The organism is Agromyces sp. PvR057 (assembly GCF_040547485.1).
In the GTDB taxonomy this organism is placed as follows: Bacteria; Actinomycetota; Actinomycetes; order Actinomycetales; family Microbacteriaceae; genus Agromyces.
Genome location: NZ_JBEPPT010000004.1, coordinates 182,389 through 205,484, shown reverse-complemented (window position 1 = coordinate 205,484; position 23,096 = coordinate 182,389). Strand labels below are relative to the sequence as shown.

Annotated in this window: 20 protein-coding genes; 10 read left to right on the top strand and 10 right to left on the bottom strand. The window is 69.1% G+C overall.

What is annotated here, in order from left to right:
- Positions 1 to 13: 13 nt before the first annotated feature.
- Genes ABIC29_RS15610 through ABIC29_RS15600 form a run of 3 tightly spaced genes read left to right on the top strand, consistent with a single transcriptional unit; the run spans position 14 to position 4,568 of the window.
- On the top strand, positions 14 to 2,095 hold the full coding sequence (locus ABIC29_RS15610; RefSeq protein ID WP_354246858.1) for a hypothetical protein: 2,082 nt from the start codon (positions 14 to 16) through the stop codon (positions 2,093 to 2,095).
- Positions 2,086 to 3,342: a glycoside hydrolase family 1 protein gene (locus ABIC29_RS15605; RefSeq protein ID WP_354246855.1), complete on the top strand. Its 1,257-nt coding sequence runs from the start codon at positions 2,086 to 2,088 to the stop codon at positions 3,340 to 3,342. The genes ABIC29_RS15610 and ABIC29_RS15605 overlap by 10 nt, the downstream gene beginning before the upstream one ends.
- Positions 3,339 to 4,568 carry a family 43 glycosylhydrolase gene (locus ABIC29_RS15600; protein ID WP_354246852.1) on the top strand — a complete coding sequence of 410 codons (1,230 nt, stop codon included), beginning with the start codon at positions 3,339 to 3,341 and terminating at the stop codon, positions 4,566 to 4,568. Before ABIC29_RS15605 ends, ABIC29_RS15600 begins: the two co-directional genes overlap by 4 nt.
- On the opposite strand, the gene ABIC29_RS15595 is transcribed toward ABIC29_RS15600, so the two are convergent.
- Positions 4,476 to 5,426, bottom strand: a complete 951-nt coding sequence (locus tag ABIC29_RS15595) for a YncE family protein (protein WP_354246849.1) — start codon at positions 5,424 to 5,426, stop codon at positions 4,476 to 4,478. The genes ABIC29_RS15600 and ABIC29_RS15595 overlap by 93 nt on opposite strands.
- Before the next feature lie 180 nt (positions 5,427 to 5,606).
- Here ABIC29_RS15595 and ABIC29_RS15590 point away from each other — a divergent pair, with 180 nt between their 5' ends.
- The 3 genes from ABIC29_RS15590 (at position 5,607) to ABIC29_RS15580 (ending at position 8,266) form a co-directional block, all read left to right on the top strand.
- Entirely contained in the window at positions 5,607 to 6,587 is a 981-nt protein-coding gene (locus ABIC29_RS15590; RefSeq protein ID WP_354246846.1) for a ThuA domain-containing protein, read from the top strand.
- Between the two features lie 177 nt (positions 6,588 to 6,764).
- Positions 6,765 to 7,505: an IclR family transcriptional regulator gene (locus tag ABIC29_RS15585; RefSeq protein ID WP_354246843.1), complete on the top strand. Its 741-nt coding sequence runs from the start codon at positions 6,765 to 6,767 to the stop codon at positions 7,503 to 7,505.
- A gap of 2 nt (positions 7,506 to 7,507) precedes the next feature.
- Positions 7,508 to 8,266, top strand: coding sequence for an IclR family transcriptional regulator (locus ABIC29_RS15580; protein WP_354246840.1), 759 nt, complete (start codon positions 7,508 to 7,510; stop codon positions 8,264 to 8,266).
- Positions 8,267 to 8,270: 4 nt separating this feature from the next.
- On the opposite strand, the gene ABIC29_RS15575 is transcribed toward ABIC29_RS15580, so the two are convergent.
- The 4 genes from ABIC29_RS15575 to ABIC29_RS15560 are packed head-to-tail and all read right to left on the bottom strand — an operon-like array spanning position 8,271 to position 12,014.
- Entirely contained in the window at positions 8,271 to 8,945 is a 675-nt protein-coding gene (locus ABIC29_RS15575) for a TetR family transcriptional regulator (RefSeq protein WP_354246837.1), read from the bottom strand.
- A complete protein-coding gene (locus ABIC29_RS15570) occupies positions 8,942 to 9,871 on the bottom strand; it encodes a shikimate dehydrogenase (RefSeq protein WP_354246834.1) in 930 nt (309 codons plus the stop codon). Before ABIC29_RS15570 ends, ABIC29_RS15575 begins: the two co-directional genes overlap by 4 nt.
- Positions 9,868 to 10,170, bottom strand: a complete 303-nt coding sequence (locus tag ABIC29_RS15565; protein ID WP_354246831.1) for a Dabb family protein — start codon at positions 10,168 to 10,170, stop codon at positions 9,868 to 9,870. The genes ABIC29_RS15570 and ABIC29_RS15565 overlap by 4 nt, the downstream gene beginning before the upstream one ends.
- The gene (locus ABIC29_RS15560) at positions 10,167 to 12,014 is read right to left on the bottom strand and encodes a bifunctional sugar phosphate isomerase/epimerase/4-hydroxyphenylpyruvate dioxygenase family protein (protein ID WP_354246828.1); all 1,848 of its coding nucleotides are present in this window, start codon (positions 12,012 to 12,014) and stop codon (positions 10,167 to 10,169) included. The genes ABIC29_RS15565 and ABIC29_RS15560 overlap by 4 nt, the downstream gene beginning before the upstream one ends.
- 131 nt (positions 12,015 to 12,145) lie before the next feature.
- Here ABIC29_RS15560 and ABIC29_RS15555 point away from each other — a divergent pair, with 131 nt between their 5' ends.
- Positions 12,146 to 12,904, top strand: coding sequence for an IclR family transcriptional regulator (locus tag ABIC29_RS15555; RefSeq protein WP_354246825.1), 759 nt, complete (start codon positions 12,146 to 12,148; stop codon positions 12,902 to 12,904).
- Positions 12,905 to 12,907: 3 nt separating this feature from the next.
- Positions 12,908 to 13,672 (top strand): IclR family transcriptional regulator, encoded by a 765-nt coding sequence (locus ABIC29_RS15550; protein WP_354246822.1) that lies wholly within the window; start codon positions 12,908 to 12,910, stop codon positions 13,670 to 13,672.
- An 81-nt stretch (positions 13,673 to 13,753) separates the two neighbouring features.
- Here the strand turns inward: ABIC29_RS15550 and dctP are convergent, their stop codons facing one another.
- Positions 13,754 to 14,812 carry a TRAP transporter substrate-binding protein DctP gene (gene dctP, locus ABIC29_RS15545; RefSeq protein ID WP_354246819.1) on the bottom strand — a complete coding sequence of 353 codons (1,059 nt, stop codon included), beginning with the start codon at positions 14,810 to 14,812 and terminating at the stop codon, positions 13,754 to 13,756.
- 321 nt (positions 14,813 to 15,133) lie between these two features.
- On the opposite strand from dctP, the gene ABIC29_RS15540 reads away from it, so the two are divergent.
- Together ABIC29_RS15540 and ABIC29_RS15535 are read left to right on the top strand one after the other, a co-directional pair.
- Positions 15,134 to 16,222 carry a Gfo/Idh/MocA family protein gene (locus ABIC29_RS15540; protein ID WP_354246816.1) on the top strand — a complete coding sequence of 363 codons (1,089 nt, stop codon included), beginning with the start codon at positions 15,134 to 15,136 and terminating at the stop codon, positions 16,220 to 16,222.
- On the top strand, positions 16,219 to 17,580 hold the full coding sequence (locus ABIC29_RS15535; protein ID WP_354246813.1) for an FAD-dependent oxidoreductase: 1,362 nt from the start codon (positions 16,219 to 16,221) through the stop codon (positions 17,578 to 17,580). Before ABIC29_RS15540 ends, ABIC29_RS15535 begins: the two co-directional genes overlap by 4 nt.
- 11 nt (positions 17,581 to 17,591) lie before the next feature.
- Here ABIC29_RS15535 and ABIC29_RS15530 read toward each other — a convergent pair whose 3' ends face one another.
- The 4 genes from ABIC29_RS15530 to ABIC29_RS15515 form a co-directional block, all read right to left on the bottom strand.
- On the bottom strand, positions 17,592 to 18,035 hold the full coding sequence (locus tag ABIC29_RS15530; RefSeq protein WP_354246810.1) for a type II 3-dehydroquinate dehydratase: 444 nt from the start codon (positions 18,033 to 18,035) through the stop codon (positions 17,592 to 17,594).
- 92 nt (positions 18,036 to 18,127) lie between these two features.
- Positions 18,128 to 19,408 (bottom strand): TRAP transporter large permease, encoded by a 1,281-nt coding sequence (locus ABIC29_RS15525; RefSeq protein ID WP_354246807.1) that lies wholly within the window; start codon positions 19,406 to 19,408, stop codon positions 18,128 to 18,130.
- Between the two features lie 3 nt (positions 19,409 to 19,411).
- The gene (locus tag ABIC29_RS15520) at positions 19,412 to 20,068 is read right to left on the bottom strand and encodes a TRAP transporter small permease (protein WP_354246804.1); all 657 of its coding nucleotides are present in this window, start codon (positions 20,066 to 20,068) and stop codon (positions 19,412 to 19,414) included.
- Between the two features lie 208 nt (positions 20,069 to 20,276).
- Complete coding sequence (locus ABIC29_RS15515) at positions 20,277 to 22,994, bottom strand: outer membrane protein assembly factor BamB family protein (protein ID WP_354246801.1); 2,718 nt, start codon at positions 22,992 to 22,994, stop codon at positions 20,277 to 20,279.
- Between the last annotated feature and the right edge of the window lie 102 nt (positions 22,995 to 23,096).

Genomic DNA, 23,096 nt, shown 5'->3' with positions numbered 1-23,096 from the left:
GAGAAAGGCCGCCATGCCCCACGATGCTCGCCCGATCGACCGCCGAGCCGTCGTGCGGCGCCACGACCTGACGCTCACAGCCCCCGACCCCGAGTCCGTGCTCACCGTCGGCAACGGCGACTTCGCCTACACCGCGGACATCACGGGCATGCAGACGTTCACGGCGTTCCACGACCAGGCCGCCGCGATCATGCAGGGGCGTGCCGCGATCAACACGGCGACCATGAGCAGCTGGGGCTGGCACGAGATGCCGAACCCGGAAGGCTACGTGCTCGAGGACGCGATGTCGGAGCACGGCACCACACGTGGCGTCGTGCGGTACCCCGACCGGCACGACATGGAAGGCGCGATGCGCGGCCAGGTCTCCGACGAGAACCGTCCGGGCGCCTGGCTCAATGCGAACCCGCAACGTCTCGACCTCGGCCGTATCGGATGCTCGTTCCACGACGCGAACGGGTCGCGGGTCGATGTCGGACCCGACGCCCTGACCGACCCCGTGCAGCACCTCGATCTCTGGTCGGGCACGATCACCAGCCGATTCCGCTACGACGACGAGAAGGTCGCGGTCACGACCGTGGCGGCTCCGGATGACTCGACGGTCGCATTCCGCATCGAATCCCCACTCCTCGGCGACGGCCGGCTGCGCATCACGCTGCGGTTCCCCTACGCGCATCCGGGCTTCTTCCAGACGTCGGACTGGCAGCACCCCGACCATCACACCTCGACCATCGCGACCGTCGGGTCACGTTCCACGATCTCGCGGCAGCTCGATGCGACGGCCTACCTCGTGGCCGTCGAATCCAGCACTGGATCGATCACCCAGACGGCGCCGCACGAATTCGAACTGCTCACGGATGCCGAATCACTCGACGTCGTCGTGCGCTTCGCCCAGAACGATGGGGGAGCGCTCCCGTCATTCGACGTCGTCGCACAGGCAGCAGCCGAATCGTGGGAGCGATTCTGGCGCTCCGGCGCGGCGATCGACTTCCAGGGCACGGCAGACGAGCGGGCGCACGAACTCGAACGCCGGGTCGTCATCTCGCAGTACCTCACCGCCGTCAACTCGGCCGGCGTCATGCCGCCCGCCGAGACGGGCCTGACCACGAACTCCTGGTCGGGCAAGGCCCACCTCGAGATGCACTTCTGGCACGCGGCCCACTTCGCGACCTGGGGCCGACCGGAGCTCCTCGAACGAAGCCTCGGCTGGTATCTCTCGATCCTTCCCCAGGCACGGGCCACGGCGGCAGGACAGGGATACCCGGGAGTGCGATGGCCCAAGCAGGTCGGTCCGGACGGCCGTGAGAGCCCCGACCCGATCGGCTCGTTCCTCGTCTGGCAGCAGCCGCACGTGCTCTACCTGCTCGAACTGATCTGGCGTGCATCCGCCCCCGTGAAGCGCCACGCCCTGGCTCTCGAGTTCGCCGAGCTCGTGGAGGAGACGGCGACGTTCATGGCCGCCTTCGCCGCCGAGCGCGACGGGGCATTCCACCTGTTGCCGCCGATCATGCCGGCGCAGGAGTTCTACGACGTGACGACAACCGAAGACCCCACCTACGAGCTCGCCTCGTGGTGGTGGGGACTCGAGATCGCCCAACTCTGGCGGGAGCGCGCCGGGCTGCTGCGGCGACCCGAGTGGTCGACGGTGCAGGACGGGCTCGCCCGACCCCATGTCGAGGACGGCCACTACACGGCGATCGCCGCCGAGCCGTACCTGCGACGCGACGACCACCCCGCCCTCCTCGCGGCGCTCGGCGTCGTGCCGCCCATGCCGCTCATCGATCCCGCGATCATGACGACGACCCTCCTCGACGTGCTCGCGAACTGGGACTGGTCAACGGCGTGGGGGTGGGACTTCCCCGTCATCGCGATGAGCGCATCGCGTCTGGGCCGTCCCGACGTCGCGATCGATGCCCTGCTGCGCGACGAGATCAAGAACCGGTTCACCGTGGTCGGGCACAACGCCCAGATGGGATCCATCCTCCCGATCTACCTCCCCGGCAACGGCTCGCTCCTCGCGGCCGTCTCGATGCTGGCAACCACCGGCTTCCCGGACACCTGGGATGTCGCAACCGAAGGGTTCGTTCCATGGCCGTGAGCACCGACAGCCCCTTCCCCACTGGCTTCCTCTGGGGAGCGTCGTGCGCCCCGCACCAGAACGAGGGCAACAACCTCAACAGCGACATGTGGGCCCTGGAGAACCTGCCCGGCTCGTCGTTCGCCGAGCGGAGCGGCGATTCCGTCGACTTCTACCACCGGTGGAAAGAGGACATCGACCTGCTGAAATCACTCGGCCTGAACGCCTTCCGCTTCGGGATCGAGTGGGCGCGTGTGGAGCCGGTCCGAGGCGAGTTCTCGGCTGCCGAGCTCGCCCACTACCGGCGGATCATCGACTACTGCCTCGAGCAGGGCGTCGAGCCCGTCGTGACCCTCCACCATTTCTCGAGCCCGTTGTGGTTCGTCCAAGCGGGAGGGTGGGGATCGGCTGAGGCGGTCGACCGCTTCGGCGACTACGTGGACGCGGTCTGCCCGATCCTCGACGGTGTCACCTGGGTGGTGACGATCAACGAGCCGAACATGTTCGCCGTCATGTACCAGATGTCGATTCCGCTGCAGTACCCGGACCCCGCGGCAGTGCTCGCCCGCATGGGCGCGGCGCGGTCGGCGGTCGATGGCGAAGCCGGCCTCAACGCCTTCTCCATGCCCGAACCGAAGGACGAAGCCGCGCAGACCATGCTCCGCGCGCACGCCCGTGCCCGCGACATCCTGCGGGCGAGAACGTCGGCCAAGGTCGGATGGACCATCGCGATTCAAAGCCTCGTGGCGCGCGAGGGGTACGAAGACCGTCTCGACCACTACCAGCGGATCTGGGAGGACACCTACCTCGAGGCGTCGCGCGATGACGACTGGGTGGGCGTGCAGTCCTACACGAGCCAACTCGTCGGACCGGATGGCCTGGAAGGCGCACCCGCGGGTGCCGAACTCACCCAGACTGCGTGGGCCTACCGGCCTGACGCCCTCGAGATCGCCCTGCGCCGCGCGTGGGAGGTCACCGGAGGCACACCGATGATCGTGACGGAGAACGGCATCGCCACGAGTGACGACCAACGGCGCATCGACTACACCACCGGCGCCCTCAACGGCGTGGCGCGGACCCTGGCAGACGGACTCGATGTGCGCGGATACCTGCACTGGACCTTCATCGACAACTTCGAGTGGGTGCACGGCTACGCCATCACCTTCGGTCTCGTCGCCGTGGACCGCACCACCTTCGAACGAACGCCCAAGGACAGTGCGAGATGGCTCGGCGGGGTCGCCGCGACGAATGGAGCCGACCTCTCATGACCACCGACGCTGTCGCGACCACCGACGCGATCCGCCCCGGTCAGCCGTGGCTCGACACGAACGGCGAGCGGATCCAGGCCCACGGCGGATCCCTGTTCTTCGAGGACGGCGTCTTCACCTGGTACGGCGAGAACAAGGAACGCACGACACCGGGCAGCGGCAACTGGCACTGGGGCGTTCGCGCCTACACCTCCACCGACCTGTACAACTGGGACGACGTCGGCCTCATCATCCCTCCGGTGCTGGATGACCCGAGCTCGCCCCTGCATCCCGCGCAGAAGATGGACCGCCCGCACATCATCTTCAACGAACGCACCGGCACGTACGTGTGCTGGCTCAAGGTCATGGGGGATGGTGCCCACGACACCCAGGCCTCGACCGTGCTCACCTCGGACTCGCTCCTCGGCCCTTACGAGATCGTGCGTGCCGGCCTGACACCGCTGGGGATGAGCGCGGGGGACTTCGACCTGGTCGTCGATCCCGAGACCAGGAAGGCCTACTCCTTCTTCGAGAAGGTGCACACCGACCTCATCTGCGCCGAGCTCACCGACGACTTCACCGATGTGTCGGGGGAGTACTCGACGCATTTCCCGCACCCGAGCCCGCCGTTCACGCGCGAGGCGCCCGCCCACTTCGAGCGGAACGGCACCCACTACCTGGTCACCTCCGGCTCGACGGGGTACTTCCCGAACTTCTCAGAGTTCGCGAGTGCGCCCGACTACCACGGGCCGTGGACGGTGCTGGGCGACGCGCATCCGGATGACCCGAGCCGCACTTCGTACCGCTCGCAGATCAGCAGCGTGTTCAAGCACCCGCACAAGCGCGACCTCTACATCGCGCTCGCGGACCGGTGGCTGCCGCAGCTGCCCGACGACATGCCGAGCGTCTACGACAGTGTCGCGGCCATGGCGCAGGGTGCCGCTCGCCCGGAGATGACGCCCGAGCAGACCGCGAGCATGGCTGCCGTGACGGCGGCCGGGCGTGGCGAGAACACCGCGATCGCGGACTACGTCTGGCTCCCCATCCGTTTCGATGCGGGCGTGCCACGTATCGACTGGCACGACGAGTGGCGCATCGAGGAGTTCGACGAACCATCCCCTCTCCTGTGGCGGAGCGACTCCGATGACGAGGGCTCAGGCGGGCCGGTCATCCGGGGCGGGACGGGGGCTCCAGGCGATGCCATCGGGTCGACGGCCCGTTTCCATCCGGCGCAGAAGCCGCCCTGACCGGATGTCGACCTCCACGACGCAGTCCTCGACCTCGCAGGCGGAGTACGCGCGAACGCCGTCGGGGTGGAGCACGATCGCCTGCGGGTGATCCGGCGTCGCGATCCGGTGCACGACCTCGCCGGACTCGAGGTCGACGACCGCGATCTCGGAGGTCGTCCGGAGGGCGACGACGAGGTGGGAGCCATCCGCCGTCACCGCCGTGCCGAACCCGATCGCCGGCAGTGCGATCCAGGCCATGCGCTCGACTTCCTCCGTGTCCACGACCGCGATGCGGGGCGAACCCTGGTCGGCGGTGTAGGCGAGCCGGCCGCTGGGGTCGAGGCAGACGCGATTGACCTTCTCGGCGATCGGCACGACACCGCGGAGCCTGCCCGTAGGGACGTCGATGATGCTGACGCTGCCCGGGCGGACGTTCGCGGTCACGACCAGCGACCGGTCGACACTGATGGCGAACGTGTGCGATTCGGCTCCGCCCGTCGGCCACCGGCCGATGACCCGGAGCGTTCGCCGATCGATCACCGTGACCGATTCGTCAAGCTCGGTGGAGACGATCAGGTGGTCGCCCAGCAGGCCGGGCTGGTGCGGGCGGCTCGGGAAGTCCAGGGGAAAGCCGCCGCTGCGCTCGAGGGTCATCAGATCGACGATGTCGATGCGCCGCCCGTCGCTGCCGGGAGCGCCGACGGGTGCGTCGCTGTACACGGGCAGGTAGGCGAGCCGGCCGTCGTCGGTCGCGACGACCTCGTGCGGTGCGATGCCCGAGGCGAGGACCGTCCCGGCTGAGGTCCCCGACTCGAGGTCGAGCACCTGGAGCGTGCAGTCGGCCTTGCAGACGACGAGCAGTCGTCCCTCGTCCATGGCGCCTCCCCGCTCAAGTGAACGGCACGACGACGGCGTTGTCCACGCCCGGCGTCCAACCGGCTTACTGGGTGGGACGAGCTTTGCCGCGCGGCTCCGGAGAAGCCTAGATTCGCACCAACTTCGGGCCGATCTTGCTCGGCGCACCCGGGGTCAGCACGAACGATCAAAGGAGATCACATGAAATCCCTCATACGCTCCGGAGCCGCGCTCGTCGCCGCGGCGGCGCTCGGGGCCGGCATGGCGCTCGGCGGAGTGGCCCTCGACCGCGGCAACGGCAACGGCAATGGGAACGGGCACGGCAACGGCGGCCAGAAGGTCACGGCCGAGGAGATCTACCTCGACGACATCAAGGACTACGGCGTGTGCCGAGGCACCGACCCCGAGTGCTACCACGAGTGGGGCAACGGCTGGGCCGAGGGCGAGCAGAAGCGCATCTTCGTCTGGAGTCGGACCGCGGGCCCGCGACACGCCCACCTCGGGACCCCGCTGGCACCCGGTCTGAACCCTCCGCTGAACCCCGACAACGTCGCCCAGATCGCCCTCAAGGCGTGGGCCGAGGAACGCGGCATCGCCGTCGACTACACCGAGGACCTCGCGAGCTTCAGCCGCCTGAACAACTACCAGGCGGTCGTGTTCCTCGGCTCGAACCGCGACACGCTCGACGACACCGCGCAGACCACGCTGATGCAGTACATCCGCGGTGGCGGCGGCTTCGTCGGCATCCACAACGCGTTCGGCGCCGAGTACCACTGGCCGTACTACGAGGGACTCCTGGGAGGAGCGAACTTCTACAACCACGGCCCGAACCGCGACGGCACGGTCGAGCGGATCAACCCGAACGACGTCTCCACCGCGTTCATGCCCGAGACCTGGGCCTTCAAGGACGAGTGGTACAATCTCGCGCCCTACCCCAGCTACGTCAATGTCCTGCTCGAGGTCGACCAGGCGACGAGCGAGGCGACCCCCGCGGGCCACGGCGAATCCCACCCGGTCAGCTGGTGCCAGTACTACGACGGCGGTCGGTCGTGGTTGACGACGCTCGGCCATGACGTGGCGGCCTGGACCGACGCGCCGCTGGCCGGCGACGAGTTCTTCGAGCAGCACGTGATGGAGGGCCTGGAGAGCGCGATGGGCGTCAAGCCGTTCTGCACGACCTGACGTCGCATCATTCACCGAACACCGGCACACCGTGAGGGCCCGGACCGCGCGCGGTCCGGGCCCTCACCGGCGTCACGACGCCGAGTCGCGGCCGCCCCCGTCCCACTGAGTGGAATCATCACCGCCGTGAGACCCGACGTGCTTGCCACCCACTCGGGGGGGACGGATACTGCACTCATGCGATCCGCCCTCGAAGGTGAGCCGGTGTGCGTGCTCGACCGGATCCTCGCCATCCTCGAAACCGTGCGCGAGTCGCATGGCACGACGACCATCACCCAGGTGGCCTCGGCCACCGGCATCCCGAAGTCCACGGTCTCGCGACTCGTGGGCGAGCTCATCCGTCAGCGCTACCTCGCTCGAGCCGATCATGGTGTCGTGATCGGCCTGAGGCTCTTCGAGCTCGGGGCGCGTGCCAGCACCCCCCGGCGGCTCGGCATCGCAGCCATGCCCGTGCTGGCGGAGCTGTTCAACGCGACCGGAGAGCACCTGAACGTCGCGGTCAGGCAGGGGCAGGACATGATCTCGGTGATCTCGGTGCGCGGTCGCCTGCGGCCCGCCCCGTCCAGGGCGGGGGTTCGGGTGCCCTCCGTGACGACCGCCCTCGGCAAGGCCGTCCTGGCGTTCACCGATGACGAGTCCGTGCGCAGCAGCGTGATGACCGGCCTCGATCCGCACCGACGCGAACAGCTCGAACGCGAGCTCGCGATGATCCGCCTGGATGCGGTCGCCATCGATCGCTGCGACACGTTCCCCGGAGTCGTCGGGGTCGCGAGCCCGGTCCTGTCGGCGGACCGGTTCCCGGTTGCCGCGATCTCCATCGCCGGTCCGGCGACCGACATGGATGCGAACCGGATGATGCCGCTCGTGCGCCATGCCGCGCTCGCGCTCACGCGCCGGCTGGCACTGCAGGTGGCCTGACGATGCCCGGCTCCTCCTCGAACGACGCGATCGGCGTCCTCGACCGCATGACCAGCATCCTCGAGGCGTTCGACGCGGACGACCGAGGGCTGGGCATCTCCGAACTCGCCGTGCGCGCGGGGATCCCCAAGTCGACGGTCTCACGCCTGGTGGCGACGCTCGTGCGCCAGAGCTACCTCGAACGCGACGGGTCGCGGATCCACCTGGGCCTGCGCCTGTTCGAGCTCGGGCAGCTCGCGGAGCTGCCGCGGGAACTCAGGGCGGCCGCGCTGCCGGTGATGGCCGAGTTGCGCCACTCGACCGGGGAGAACGTGCACGTCGCGATCCGCGACCGGCGCGAGGTGGTGTGCATCGCCGTCATGCGGGGCCGATCCGCGGAGCGGCCGTTCGTGCGCACCGGCGGGCGCCTCCCGATCCATGCGACCGCCCTCGGGAAGGCCGTGCTCGCGCACGCGTCGCCCCGGGATGTCGACGACGTCGTCGCCGCCGGACTCGAGCGTTGGACGGACCGGACGATCGTCGATCCGGCCGTGCTGCGGCGTCAGCTCGAGGACGTCAGCCGGGGCGGCCTCGCCGCCGAGGTCGGGGAGTTCGCCGCGGGTCTGTCCTGTGCGGCGATCGCGGTGCTCTCGCCCTCGGGGGAGCTCGTTGGGGCGGTCTCGGTGTCGGGAGACTCCGGTGCGTTCGACACGCACCGGTTCGAGCCGGCGATCCGGGCTGCGGCGCTGGCCCTCTCCCGGCGCCTCCGCCCGTCGCCGTGAGGCATCACGATCCGACGCGGTCGCCGAGTCCATCCGTCATCGTCGCGACGACCATGTCGCCGATGAGTCGGCGATGCGAGTCCTGAAGCGCGGGGGCGAGCATGTCCCGGTCGAAGATCGCGGCGAACGTGTGCCGGTTCGCGACGTGGAAGCAGGCGTAGGCGCTGATGATCATGTGCACGTCCACCGCGTCGACGTCGTCGCGGAAGATGCCGTCTCGCACGCCGCGCGCGATGACCTCCTCGAGCAGCGTGATGGCCGTGACGTTCTCGCGGAGGATCGTCTCGGACTGACGCAGGTGCTCCGCGCGGTGGATGTTCTCGATGCTGACGAGCTGGATGAACGCCTCATGCGTCGTGTGGTGGACGTACGTCGCCTCCGCGAGCGTTCGCAGCGCCTCGTCGGGCGACAGCTCGTCGATGCGGATGCCGCGCTCGACCCGTCGGATCTGCGCGTACACGCGCTCCAGGACCGCGAGGTAGAGTCCCTCCTTCGAGCCGAAGTAGTAGTAGATCATGCGCTTGGTGGTGCGCGTGCGCGCGGCGATCTCGTCGACCCGCGCCCCCGCATAGCCGTTCGCGGCGAACTCGGCGGTGGCGACTTCGAGGATGTCTCCCTGCGTGCGGACGGCTCGCTCGGTCATCCCGTTCTCGTGCACGTCGCTCAGCCGATCGGTCATTGCGCGCTCCCTCCAGCGACGGACTGCTCCTCTGCGCGGACGAGCGCACGGAAGTGGCGTTCCATCCGGTCCCGATCGGGCGTCATGCCCGTGATGATTCGGAGACTAGCGCATGCCTGCCCCACGGCCATGCGTCCGCCGTCGAGCACAGGATGCCCTCGTCCGGCAGCCCGCCGGATGAGCTCGGTCTCGAGCGGACGGTAGACGACGTCCGAGACCCATGCTCGCTCCTGCAGCAGTTCGACGTCGAAGGCGATTCCCGGGTGGTGCTGCATTCCGAGCGGCGTCGCGTGGACGACGCCGCTCGCTCGGGGGATGGCTCGGGCGAGCTCGCCATGTGGCAGGGTCACGATCGTCCGCGTCGGGAAGTGCGTTCGCATCCGAGCGGCGAGCTCCTCCGCGCGCGCCTCGTCCACGTCCGTCAGCTCGAGCTGCTCGGTGCCCTTCGCGAGGAGTGCGTAGGCGGTCGCGGCGCCGGCGCCGCCGCATCCGATCTGCAGGACGCGATCGAAGGACGCCTCCGGCAGGCCCGTGGTCAGGCCGTCCAGGTACCCCATCCAGTCCGTGTTGTACCCGACGAGGCCGTCATCGGTCAGGACCACGAGGTTCGCCGCGCCGAGGTGTGCGGCATCCGCGTCCAGGTCGTCGACCAGGTCGACGACGAGCTGCTTGCACGGGTGGGTGATGTTCACGGCGCGGAAGCCCTCCGACCGGGCTTCGGCGAGGATGGCGTCGAGATCCGTCGCCGGCCTGCCGAGCTCGATCAGGTCCAGGATGCGGTACTCGTAGTCGAGACCCATCCGGCGGGCCTCCACCTCGTGCATCGCCGGTGTCAGCGATGCGGTGATGCCCTCGCCGATGAGGCCGACGAGGTACCGACCGCCCCGGTCCGGGGCAGGACCGAGGTCGCGGGTCCGCTCGGTCACGATGCGTCCTGGATCTCGAAGTCGACCGTGGCGAGCGACACCTTCACGGGTGCCGAGATCCGCAGCACCTCCGCGTGGGCCGGATGCCGCGTGTAGGCCTCCAACCCGGCGAGGTCGTCGAAGTCGGCGACGATCGCGAGCTCATGCGAGGCCGGGCCCCCGAGCACGTCCGTGCCGACGCTCATGCTCCGAAGCTCGGGGATCCGCTCCGGCAGCGCCCGCAGGAGCGACATCCATCGCTCCCGCTCCGCTGGCGCGAATTCCGGGGCGAATCGAAAGACGGCGACGTGTCGGATCACGCGGGTTCCCCCTCGATCGCGGAATGACGATGCCGGTACTGGGACGCGAGCCTGACGGGCGCATCGAGCGCGCCGTAGCCCGCGTACGCGCCACGTCGCTCGACCACCTCGAGGAACACGGTGCCGACCGGGTGCGTGTAGAAATGCAGGAACTCGCCGGTCCCGTCGCGGTCGTACATGACGTTCAGCTCCCTGAGCTCGTTCATCAGGGCGGGCTCGAGCCCGAAGCGCGCCTCGAGGTCGTCGTAGTAGTTCCCGGGGATGTCGAGGGGCTCGAAGCCGCGCGCGCGCGACGCGCGGGCGAACGAGAGGACGTCGGATGTCGCGAACGCGACGTGCTGGGGGAGGATCGCATCATCGCTTGCGCCGGAGGGCACGAGGTTGAGTGCGTTCCGGAGCACTCCGTCGTCGCTGCGGAGCACCTGACTGCGGACGAGGCCCACGGGGGCGGCCACGTCGATGGACGCCTCCGCCCGCAGGTCCAGGACCGAGCGGAAGAACAGCACCGCCGCATCGAAGTACTGCCAGGGCTGAGCGAGGTTGACATGGTCGACGCGGTCGATCATCGGGGTCTCGTCGGGTGCCGCGGTGCCGAACTCGCCCACCCACTTCGGTTCGGTGCTCCCCGCGGAACCGAAGAACACCTCCGACCCATCGGGGGCGCGAACCCCGACGAGCGGCTCCTCACCCGCCCCCTCGTCTCGCGGAACGTCCGGAGCGAAGAGCTCCGTCGCGCGCCGCAGCGCGGTGGCGGGATCGCTCACGGAGAGCCCGAGGCCCGCCACGGTGGGCTGCGGACGCGTGGAGTCCGGCGCACCGAGCACGATTCGCGCGTCGCCCTGCGACCACAGCTCGACCGCCTTGGTGCGGTGTCCGCCGTGCGGACGGAAGCCGAGCTCGCGCAGCAGGCGCCTGAGCTCCGCGAGTTCGGGGGTGCGCAGTTCGAGGTAGTTCACGTCCGCGGGCGGGTCGACGGCGGGGAGCAGCTGCGTGGACATCCGAGCGGCGCGTCCGCCCCCAGCCGAGCCCAGGGTCGCGGCGGTCCGATGCTCGAGCCACCGCAGCGAGCGACGGGCGTGGATCGCGGTGGCGAAGGGATCCGACTGGCGGAACGTGTCGTTGAAGATCTCGAGCGAGACGGGACCGTCGTACCCGGTGCGGGCGAGGTGCCCCATGAACGTGCCGAGGTCGAACCCGCCCTCGCCGGGGAAGAGGCGATGGTGCCGGCTCCACGAGAGCACGTCCATCGAGAGCAGCGGGGCGTCCGCCATCTGGACGAAGAAGATCTTCTCGGCCGGGATGGTCTCGATCGCCTCGGGATCGTGCCCCTTCGAGAGGATGTGGAAGCTGTCGAGGCAGAGGCCGACGTTCTGATGATCGCTGAGGCGCACGATGCGGGCGGCCGCCTCGTAGCCGTCGACGAATCTGCCCCAGGCGAGCGCCTCGTACGCGATGCGGACGTCGAAGCGCTCCGCGGCATCCCCGAGCTGTCGCAACTGGGCTGCGGCGAGGTGCTCATCACCGCTGCGCGCGGTCGCGACGTTGCTGCACAGCAGCATCGTCCGGATGCCGAGGCGATTCATCAGGGTGAACTTCGCCTCCGCGCGACGAAGGTTCTGCTCGAGGAGTTCGGGCCCGACGCCCTCGAAGTCGCGGAACGGCTGGTAGAGGTCGAGGGAAAGCCCCAGCTGCTCGGCACGCGCGCGGATGGCCTCGGGCGACTGCGGAGCCGCCACCAGGTCGGGTTCGAAGATCTCGACGCCATCGAACCCGGCCTCCCGCGCGGCGAGGAGCTTCTGATCGAGCGTGCCGCTCAGGCAGACCGTGGCGATCGACGTGCGCATGGGGCCTTTCTGCGGGACCGGCGATGGCATCCGCATGATTCTCGAAACAGCATTGCATGGTTGTGTACTAACTAGTACGTTCGTGTTAAGGATGATCGACGACGATTCAATCCGCTGGGAGGGGATGTTCGATGACGAGTCTCGCCGAATGGAACAGGAATCCGGCTCCGTCGCCCGCGCCGGTGTCGGTGCTCGATCGCATCATCTCGATCCTCGACGCGGTGAAGGAGTCCGGCAGCTCGATCTCGATCACCGACCTCGCGATGCGCACCGGTCTTCCGAAGTCCACCGTGTCGCGCCTCGTCGCGGAACTGTCCGGCCAGCGCTACCTCGAGCGCACCGACGACGGCGTCGCGCTCGGGCTCCGCCTGTTCGAGCTCGGTGCCCGCGCGAGCCTGCCACGACGGCTCCTCGCCGCCGCGGCGCCCGTCATCCGGAACCTGCGTGATGCCACGGGAGAACGCGTCGGACTCTGGGTCCAGCAGGGCACGGACATGGTGTCGATCGCCGCCGTCACGGGTCGACTCCCGATGCTCCCGACGCGCGCCGGCATGCGCTCGCCCGCGCTGACGACCGCCAGCGGCAAGGCCTACCTGGCCTTCTGCGCCGATCAGGGCATCGTCGACCGCGTGAGCGCGCCGCTGATCGACGACGACGCCGCGCACTTCCGCGATGAACTCACCCATGTGCGCGCCTCGGTCGTCGCGATGGACATCGAGGTCTCCTACCCCGGCATCCTCGCCGTCGCGAGCCCGGTTCTCTCCAGCGGACGCGTCGTCCTCGGCGCGATCTCCATCGCCGGACCCAGCGGCGCGATGGACCCCGATCGCGTCGCGCCACTGGTTCGTGCGGCCGGCACGACCGTCGGCCGCCGACTCACGGCGGCATAGGCCTTGCGCACCGCCGGCTGGACCGATTCGGTCAGCGTGCTCGACCGCGTGAGCGCGGTCTTCGATGCGTTCGGCGAACACGACGAGGGGCTCGGGATCTCGGAACTCGCCCGGCGTGCGAACCTCCCGAAGTCCACCGTCTCGAGGATCGCCGCCGACCTCGTCTGCCAGCGATTCCTCGATCGCGAAGGCGACAAGCTCTACCTGGGCGTTCGGCTCTTCGAACTGGCCATGACGGTCGAGGAACCGCGACGGCTGCGCCATGTCGCGCTCCCGGTGATGACCGAGTTGCGCGACGTCACCGGCCAGACGGTGAACCTCGCGGTGCTCGAGGGCGTCGACGTCGTCTTCATCGTGGTCGTGCGGGGCGAGCACCCCGGAAAGCCGTTGGTGCGGGTCGGCGGACGCCTTCCCGCGCACGCGACCGCGCTCGGGAAGTCGATCCTCGCGTTCTCGCCCCATGCCGTCGTCGAGCGCATCATCGAAGGGGGCTTGGCGGCGCGCACGGCGCACACCATCTCCGAGCCGTCGGTGCTCCAGCGCGAACTGATGGACGTCCACAGCCTCGGCGTGGCCACCGAGAAGGAGGAGTGCGCCAACGACCGTGTCTGCGTGGCCAGCCCGATCCTCGGCCCGGGCGGTGCGCCGATCGCGGCGATCTCCGTGACGGGCTCCGTGTCGACCCTGGCTCCCGAACGCATCGCTCCCGCCGTGCGAGCGGCCGCGACGACGCTGAGCCGTCGGTTCGACGCAGCGCGCGCACGCTGACCCCGACATCCGATCGGACCGGGCGCACCGGAACGGGGTGGGTGCGCATGCGCACCCACCCCGTCGTCCGTCGCGCGGACGTCAGTCCGCGGTCTCGCGGATCGCCTGGTAGGCGGCGAGGTTCTCCCCGGTGAAGAAGCCCTCGAAGTACTCCTCCGCCTGGCTGATGAAGGCATCCATGTCGATGTCGTCCTGCTCGATCACGGTGAAGGCGTCGTTCGCACGGTACTCGTCGAGGATCTTCTCGGTCTCCTCTTCGACGCAGTCGCGGTTCTCGGGCCGGATCTCGTGGATGGTCTCCTCGAGCAGTGCCGTCTGCTCCTCGCTCAGCTTCTCGTACGTCTTGTCGCTGACGATGATCCAGTGGATGCCGACATTGTGGTCGTTGAGGATCGCCGTGTTGAGCACCTCGTCGTAGCTCGACGAGCGCGTCGCGACGATGGGGTTCTCCTGACCGACGGCGATTCCCTGCTGGAGCGCGGTGTAGACCTCTTCCACCGCGACCGAGACCGGGTTGGTCACTCCCAGGGCCTCAGCGTTCGCGAGGAAGATCGGGGAGTTCGGGAACCGGATCGGCACGCCGGCCAGGTCCTCGGGGCCGTGCACCTCGACGTCCTTCGTGGTGAAGGTGCGGTTTCCGAAGAACCAGCCGTCGACGACGTTCACCCCGGTGGCCTCGTGGAAGCCCGTGAAGAGGTCCTCCGAGCTCTCGTCGATCCACTTGAACGCGTGGTCGACGTCGTTGAACGCGTAGGCGGCGTCGACGACGCCGATCGGCTCGTACGTGGCGCTGAGCGCGGACGCGCCCTGCAGGTCGATGTCGATGTCGCCGGACTGCACCTGCGGGAACCGGTCGGCGTCCGGGCCGAGCTGACTCGCCGGATACAGGTCGACCGTGAGCCCGATGTCGGCCTCCTCCAGCCGCTCCTTGAGCAGTTCCACGCCGCAGTAGTAGTTCGGCGTCTGCTCGTTCTGGCTCGTCGCCACGGTGAGCGTGACGGGTTCGTTCTCCGATCCGGCCGCGTCGCCGGACTCCTCCGGACTGGCGCCGCCTCCGGCGCAGCCGGTGAAGACGAGGGTGGTTGCTGCGAGCACCGACGCGGCGAACAGGCCTCGGCGCGTCGATCGGGCTGTGCCCATGGGACTCTCCTCTTGTTGTGCACGTCTTCGTGCAAGCTCTGACGTGAGATTCGATGGCCGAAGCGCGACGTCCGGTCGACACGTTTCGCACGGGGGCGAGATCGTCGTCGACCACGCTGTCAAGTTGCGGCCCGGTGGCAGTGCCGACTCTGACCGACTTCGAACCGATCGCAAAGCGATGTCCCGTCGAATGGAACATGCAGTGCCGGGTGCCGATCGCAGCCGATGGGAGCCGCTCGCCGCTGAGTGGAACGACTCCCGTGCGCCGCCCAATCCTGTCATACGCTCGGTTCGCACCCGCGCTCCGACGAGGGGGAGGCCGTGACCGCATCCGAACCCGTGCCGCTTCGCATCGGCGTCGTCGGAGCGGGATTCATGGGGCGACAGCACATCGAGGTCATCCGCGCCGCGTCCGGCGCCGACCTGATCGCGATCGCCGATCCGGTGCCACCCGACGATGTCGCCCAGGATCTTCCGGTCTACGCGGATGCCACGGCGATGCTGGCCGCAGAGCGGCTCGATGCGGTCGTCATCGCCGGTCCGAATCGGATGCATGTCGAGACGGCCGTCGCATGCCTCGAGGCCGGCGTCGCGGTGCTCCTCGAGAAGCCCGTCGCCATCGACTACGCGGAGGCCCGCCGGCTCGTCGCTTCCGTCGACCGCGTGCACGGACGACTCCTGGTCGGCCACCATCGCAGGCACCATCCTGCCGTCGCACGTGCCCGCGCCGCCATCCTCGCCGGTGAGCTCGGAGAGGTCGTGGCCATCAGCGGACTCTGGTCGGCACGCAAGGAGGATGCCTACTTCGCGGACACCCCGTGGCACCGACTCCCGGGCGCCGGCGTCATGCTCATCAACCTCGTCCACGACCTCGACCTCCTCAGGCACCTGTGCGGTGAGGTCGCCGAGATCCAGGCGATGAGCAGCTCGCACGCGCGCGGGCTCGAGGTCGAGGACACGGTCTCGTTGAGCCTGAGGTTCGAGGCCGGCGCCTTGGGAAGCCTCCTCGCCTCCGATGCCGGGGTCTCGCCGTGGGGCTGGGATCAGGCCACGGAGGAGACGCTCGCCTTCCCGTACGTTCCCGACGGAGTCGCCTACCGGATCGTCGGCACGCGCGGCGCGCTGTCGGTGCCGAACCTGGCGAAGTACGCGTACGACCCGTCGGTGTCCGCCGACTGGCGCTCGCCGCTGTCGCGCACCTACCTGTCCGTCGCGCCGCGCGGCTCGTTCCAGGCGCAGTTCGACCACTTCGTCGACGTCGCGCGCGGGCGGGCGGAGCCGCTCGTCTCAGCCGAGGACGGTGCTCGCACGCTCGCACTGGTCGAAGCGGCAGCGCTGGCGGCCGCCACACGCGCGGCGGTCGACGTCGAGCGATTCCGTGCCGAGATCGACGCGTCGGAGCCCGCATGAGTCCCAGGCACGGGCAGCAGGCCGACGTGGTCATCGTCGGAGTGGGACTCGCCGGACTTGCGGCGGCCCAACGACTGGGCGAGCACGGGTTGCGTGCCGCGCTCGTGGAGAAGCGCGACCGGCTGGGCGGCAGCTCCGCCATGAGCGGCGGATGGTTCGCCCTGTCCGGAACCGCGCTCCAGCGACGAGCCGGCGTCGAGGACTCCGACGGGCTCTTTCTCGCAGACATGGTGGAGACCGGCGGAGGCTACGCGGACGAGGCGCTGCTGCGAGCGCTCGTCGCCGGGCAGGGCGACGCCGTCGCCGCCATCGAGCGTGCCGCGGCCTGGACCGACGAACTCAAGGTCAGTGCCGGGATGAGCGTCGCCCGCGCGCATCTGGTCCGCATCCGAGGGCTGCTCGCACACCTCGAGGATGCGGCCGTCGCCGCGGGCGCGATGATCCTCACGGGACACGCCGCACGCCGACTCGTCACGGACGGGCCGAGGGTGGTCGGCATCGAATCCGACGGCGGCACGCTCATCGGGACGTCCGGGGTCGTCCTCGCGAGCGGCGGATTCTCGCGCTCACGCGAACTGCTCGATCTCTTCGTGCCCGATCAGGCGGCGGCCATGCCGTACGGCGGTGCCGGCAACACGGGCGACGGGCTTCGCATGGCGTGGATGCTCGGCGCGGGCCTCGCCGATATCGGGCATGTCTCCGGAACGTACGGCCAGCACGCCGAGACGACGGACGACGAACACGAGCTGCTGACCGCCAACTACCTCGGCGCGATCCTCGTGAACGCCCGCGGCGAGCGTTTCACCGATGAGTCCGCGTCGTACAAGCTGCTCGGATCGGCGGTGCTCGGCCAGCCGGGGCGCATGGCCTTCCAGGTCTTCGATTCGGCCGTGCGTGCCCGGTCCCGACCAGGTGTTCCGCTCTCGGACATGGAGCGCCTCGAGGAGCTCGGGCATCTCGTGAGCGCGCCGACGATCTCAGAGCTCGGTCGCGAGCTCGGAATCCCCGGGGATCGGCTCGAGCGCACGGTCGCCGACTACAACGAGTGCGTGGCCGGCCGACGGGAGGATCCGTTCGGGCGCGTGGGGCTCGTGAACGGCGTGGGCGCAGTGATGCCCGTCGCGACCGGACCGTTCTACGCCTACGCCGCGGTGACGGCGATGACCTCGACCTACGGAGGACTCAGCGTCGCACCGGACGGCTCGGTGCAGCGCGTCGACGGGTCGCGGATCGAAGGGCTGTTCGCCGCGGGGGAGGTGGCCGGGGGCTTCCACGGCGCGTCCTACATGACCGGGACGGCCCTCACCAAGGCGCTCGTGTTCGGGTTCAGGGCGGCCGACACCATCGCGCTCGGCTGAGTCGCCGCAGATCAGCCCGCGGGCGCCGAACGGTCGGCGGCACGGATCGCCAGTTCGTAGCCGTACACGCCCGCGCCAGCGATGACGACGCGAGCGACCGGTGAGATGAGGGAGTGGTGGTAGACGGCCTCGCGGGCGTGGATGTTCGTGATGTGCACCTCGACGACGGGCGTGACGAGCATCCGGAGCGCATCGAGCAGCGGCACGGACCCGAAGCTGAATCCGGCGGGATTGATCACGACGGCCGCCTCCTGGCGGAAGGCGTCGTGCACCCACTCGACGAGCTCGTGTTCGGCGTTCGACTGGGCGAAGAAGAGCTCGAACCCGAGCTCGTCGGCGACCCGCTCGCAGTCGCCTCGCACGTCGTCGAGCGTCGCGCGGCCGTACACCTCGGGTTGGCGCCGGCCCAGCATGTTGAGGTTCGAGCCGTTCAGCACGAAGAGCCCTCTGGCCATGTTCGTTCCCCTTCTCGCGTCCTGCGGTCTCCCGCGGCATCCGGTGGCCTGCGTGAGGTGCCCGCGAAGCGGATTCCCGGGGCACCCTCGCGCTACATCAAGCCGAGCCAGGTCGGCAGGCTCGTGACGATCACCGGGAACAGGGTCAGGAGCAGCAGGACGACGCCGAGCGGGATCAGGAAGGGCAGGATTCCCCGGAACAGCTCGCCCATCGGCCTTCGCGTGATGGACCCAACGACGAAGAGCACGGCTCCGACCGGTGGCGTGAGCGACCCGATCATGAGGTTCAGGATCATGATGACGCCGAGCTGCACCGGGTCGATGCCGAACTGCCCGATGATCGGCATGAGGATGGGCACGAGCACCAGGATCACCGGTGGGGCCTCGAGGGGAATGCCGAGCAGGATCAGGAGGAGGTTCAGCATCAGCAGGAAGACGATCGGGTTGTCGGTGAACCCGGTGAGCCATTCGCCCAGTGCGCGGGAGACCTGCTCGCGCGCGAGCACCTGGCCCATGAGGTTCGACGCACCGAGGATCAGGAGGATCCCGGCGGAGATGATGACCGTCTCCTTGGCCGCATTCCAGAAGACGCGCCAGGTCAGGGTGCGGTAGATCGCGCCGAGGATGAGCATGTAGACCGCCGCGATGCCCGCGCTCTCGGTCGGCGTGAACAGTCCGCTGAAGATGCCGCCCAGGATGATCACCGGCAGCAGCGCCGGCCCGATCACCCGAACGGCGGCCTTGGCGAGCATCGACCCGACGAACGGCTGGGTCTTCGCGACGTCGGGGTGGCGACGCACCCAGAAGAAGACGTAGGCGGCGAGCCCCAGCGCCATGAGCATCGCCGGGATGATCGAGCCGGCGAACAGGGCGCCGGTCGAGATCGAGGCGGTCGCGGCGAAGAGCACGGCGGGGATGCTCGGCGGCATGACGGTGCTCATGAGCGATCCGGATGCCGTGAGGCCGGCCGAGAACCCGTACGGGTATCCCGCCTTGAGCATCTGGGGGATCTGCACCTTGCTGGTCGACGCCGCATCCGCGAGGGCTGAGCCGCTGATCCAGGAGAACCCGATCGCCGTGCCGAGATTGACGTAGGCGAGGTTTCCCCGGAGTCGTGGCAGGGCCGCCCGGGCGAGGTCGTAGAGTCGCGTGGCGATGCCGAGCTGGTTCGCGACCGTGCCGACGAAGATGAAGAGCGGCACGGCGAGCAGCGGGAAGCTGTTGATCCCGTTCACCACCGAGGAGATCGCGTAGCCGGCCGAGAGACCGTGGCTGTAGAAGTACAGCATGCTCGATGCGATCATCGCGAAGGCGACGGGCACACGCAGCAGGAGGAAGACGACGAACAGCAGGATGTAGAGCCAGAGGTCCAAGGATCAGCCTTCCATCTCGCCGATGTCGAGCTTGCGCTCCGGGCGGTTCGCGTACGGGATCTTGAAGCCGGAGTGGATCGCGGCCGACAGGAAGCCGACGAGGGCGAAGAGGTACAGCACGCCCACCGGCATGTGCAGCGCCGCGCTGAGCCGGCCCCACTCGGCCTCGATCTTCACGAACGCCTCGTACGCGAGCGCGAGGCTCGTCGCGACCATGATGACCGCGGAGACGACCCGTAACGCGATGAAGAGCCGGGTGCCGGCGAGCATCTCGTCGAAGATCTCGAGCACGATGTGGCCGTTCTTGCCGACGAGGTAGCCGGTCGTGATGAAGGTCATGGCGATCATCGACATGAGCGCGACCTCGCCTGCGCCGACCCAGCCGATCGACGGGAAGTAGCGGCCGAGCACCTGGTACATGGTGCCGAAGACGATGAGCGCGAAGAGCGCGACGCCGATCGTGATCTCGACCTTCGAGAGCACGCGGATGAACACGGGATCCGCGGGGACGCCCGTGTTGAGTTCGGGGCCCGCGTAGAAGGTGCTGGTGTGCGGATAGATCGAGTCTCCGAGCACGGCCTCCGTCCCCTTGCGCGGGGCGTCTTCGGACTCGTCGGGCCGACCCGGCTCGGGCTCCGGGTCGCGTTCCTCATCGGTCATGGCGTCACCGCCACGGTGTCGGGATGCATGGTCAACCTCTCTGTTGATGCGGGGCCGGGGGTGCTCGCGCACATCGCTGCCCCTGCGACTCTGGTCTGCGATCAGGTGCGTGCAAAGTCGAGTCTCGCCGAATGGGACACCTCCCGCACACAACGATCCGCCTCCGACGTGGAAGCCGGAGGCGGATCGGTGTCGCGTCGGGATCGGGCTACTTGACGACGGTCACGGTCGCCGTGGAGGTGAGGCGCTCCTGCACGCCGTCATGCAGGAAGTTCGCCTCGAACGTGAGCGATGTCGCGCCCTCCGGCACGTTGTGGTCGAGGTCCGCCTTGTCGAACTGGAGGATCAGCCACGTGCGCTTCGTCGCCTTCGTCAACCATGTGCCGGTGCTCCGGACGGCGGAGGCCTCCACCGGGTTCGTCGACAACGGGGTGAGCAGCTGTGCTCCGCCCTCGTACTCGTAGCCGGCCGGAAGGTCGAACGTCGCCGTCACCTTCTGGTTCAGCCGGCTGAGCCACCCGCCACTGTCGCCGAGCTGCAGCTTGCCCGGCACGAATCTCAGCGCGCCCGGCTGGTCCGTCGGCTCGAGGACCACCTCGATCTTGCCCGTCGGACGAGGGTCGGTGCAGTCGTTGAAGAAGTACTCGCCCGCGCGCTCGAACGTGTGCTCGTACGTCTCGCCCGGCGCCAGTTCGACGTCGAACTCGCCCTCGAAGAACTGCGTCGCGCAATGCGCCTTCACGTTCGGGAAGTTCGGGAACGTCTCGGCCCCCGGATTGCGGAAGGTGACCGTCGTGCCGACCGGCACCCGCAGGTGCGTGGGCTGCATGCCGTTCTGCGACACGCTGTCGCGCGCCGCGGCGGTGTCGTCGGTGCGGTTGGCTCGGGCGAGGAGCACCGTGTTGCCGACGGCCTCGCCCGCGGCGGCCGCGCCGCCCACGGGGCGACGGATCGTCAGCGGTGCCGTGTCCGGGCCTTCCGGGCTCCCCGACTCGGTCGTGTACTCCCCGCCGAGCTTGAACGACCAGAGCGAGTCGCCCTGGGTGACCGATCCGCCGTACGGGTTGGTCGACCCGGCGGCGAACACGGCGACGTACTGCTCGCCGTCGACCTCGTAGGTGACCGGCGCGGACGCGATGCCCGAGCCCGTCTGGAAGTTCCAGAGCACCTCGCCGTCCGCGGCATCCATCGCGAGCAGCTCACCGTCGATCTGCCCGACGAAGAGCAGGTCGGATGCCGTCGCCAGCGGCCCCTGGCCATGCGACATGTCCGTGCCGAGGTGGTTCTTCCACGCCACCTCACCGGTCGAGGCGTCGTAGGCGAGGATCCCGCCGGTCTGGTACTGGCCGATGGCCCGCAGGCCGTTCGCGGACGCCCCGTTGTAGTGCGCCACCGGGTTCGTGCCGTACGGGAAGTAGACGAGGTTCGTGCTGTGGCTGTACGCGTGGTTCGACCAGTCGCCGCCGCCGTTCTGGCTGGTGGTCGACAGGATCGGCAGGTCCCACTGCGGGTCGTACATGCAGCCCTCGCGGTGCCCCGACGGGTGGCCGTCGGGGTAGGTGAGGAAGGGCTCGTCGGCCGCGACGTAGCTGTCGGGGTTGAAGACGAGGTTGCCGTCGGCGTCGGGCTGGTACCCGTTGTAGTTCGGGACGCCGCGCCAGGGGTCGCCGGGGATGTTCTCGGGGTCGAGCTTCTCCCAGACGAGGCATTCGGGCAGCAGCCGGCTCGCCGGGAACGGCTGGGTCGCGGCGTGGTTCTGGCGCGAGTCGGTGATCATGGGCTTGTCGATCACGGGCAGCACCGGTTCTCCGTTCGTGCGGTCGAGCACGAAGTGGTGGCCCGACTTGCTGCCGTAGAAGACGACCTTCCGTTCCTCGCCGCCCACCCGGATGTCCGCCAGCGTCGGCGGGTGGACGTTGTCCATGTCCCAGACGTCGTGGCGGATCGACTGGTAATGCCACTTGTACGCACCGGTGGTGGCATCGACGGCCACCATCGTGCTCGAGAAGAGGTTGTCGCCGGGTCGGAGCGAGCCGTCCTGCGATGACGTGCAGCTGCGGGCGTTGCCGAAGGTCATGATGTACATGCCGAGCTCGGGGTCCACCGCGCCGTGCATCCACGAGGTGGCTCCGCCCTCCTCGGCGCAGTCCGTGCCGTCCGGCAGCACCGGACCCCATGTCTCCGAGGCGTCGAAGGTCACCCCGTCGATCCCGGTGAACTGCTCGCCCCGCTTCGGTCCGCCGAAGAAGTGCCAGAGGTACGAGCCGTCCGACGCGTCCAGCGCGACGACGGCGCCGCGATCGCCGTCCGCCGCGTGGGCGTAGACGATGCCGTCGGCGTACACGGTCGCGACCTTGCCGACGCGTCCGAGGTCCTCGCCGGCGGGTCCGGTCGGCTGCACCGCCCAGACCTCCGCCCCCGTCGCCGCGTCGAGCGCGACGACGTGGTTGTCTCCGGCCAGGGTGAAGATCCGGCCGTCGCCGGCGGAGACGCCGCGCCGGGTGCCCGAGAGCCCGTAGACGCCGTTCTCCCATTTCCAGACGGGATCGCCCGAGGCGCCGTCGACCGCGACCACGCCGCCGCTCGGCGTGTCGAGGTAGATCACGCCGTCGACGACGATGGGCGTCGTCTGCTGGCCGGTGTCATCGGATGCGGGCGCGGCGGCGGAGACGTGGGTGCGCCAGGCCGGGGCGAGGTGCTTCAGGTTCCGCTTCGTGATCTCCGTCAGCCCCGAATAGTGCTGGTTGCCGAGGTTGCCGCCCACGGTGGGCATGTCGGCACCGGTCGGCTCGAGGCCCGTCAGGCCGACGGGTGGGACGGGCTCGGTCGAGTCCGCCAGCCCGTTGGCGGGGAGGGCGGTTCCCGCGAGCACGACCAGTGCCCCGATTCCCGCGATGCCCAATCTCGTGATCAGCCGTGTTCGCATCCGTTGACTCCTTGATCGTCGTTGATCGGCGGCGTTCGGACTCGCGCCCGACCGCCGTTGCTCCAAGGCGCCGGCCGGACCGCGTGATCCGGGATCCGGCGG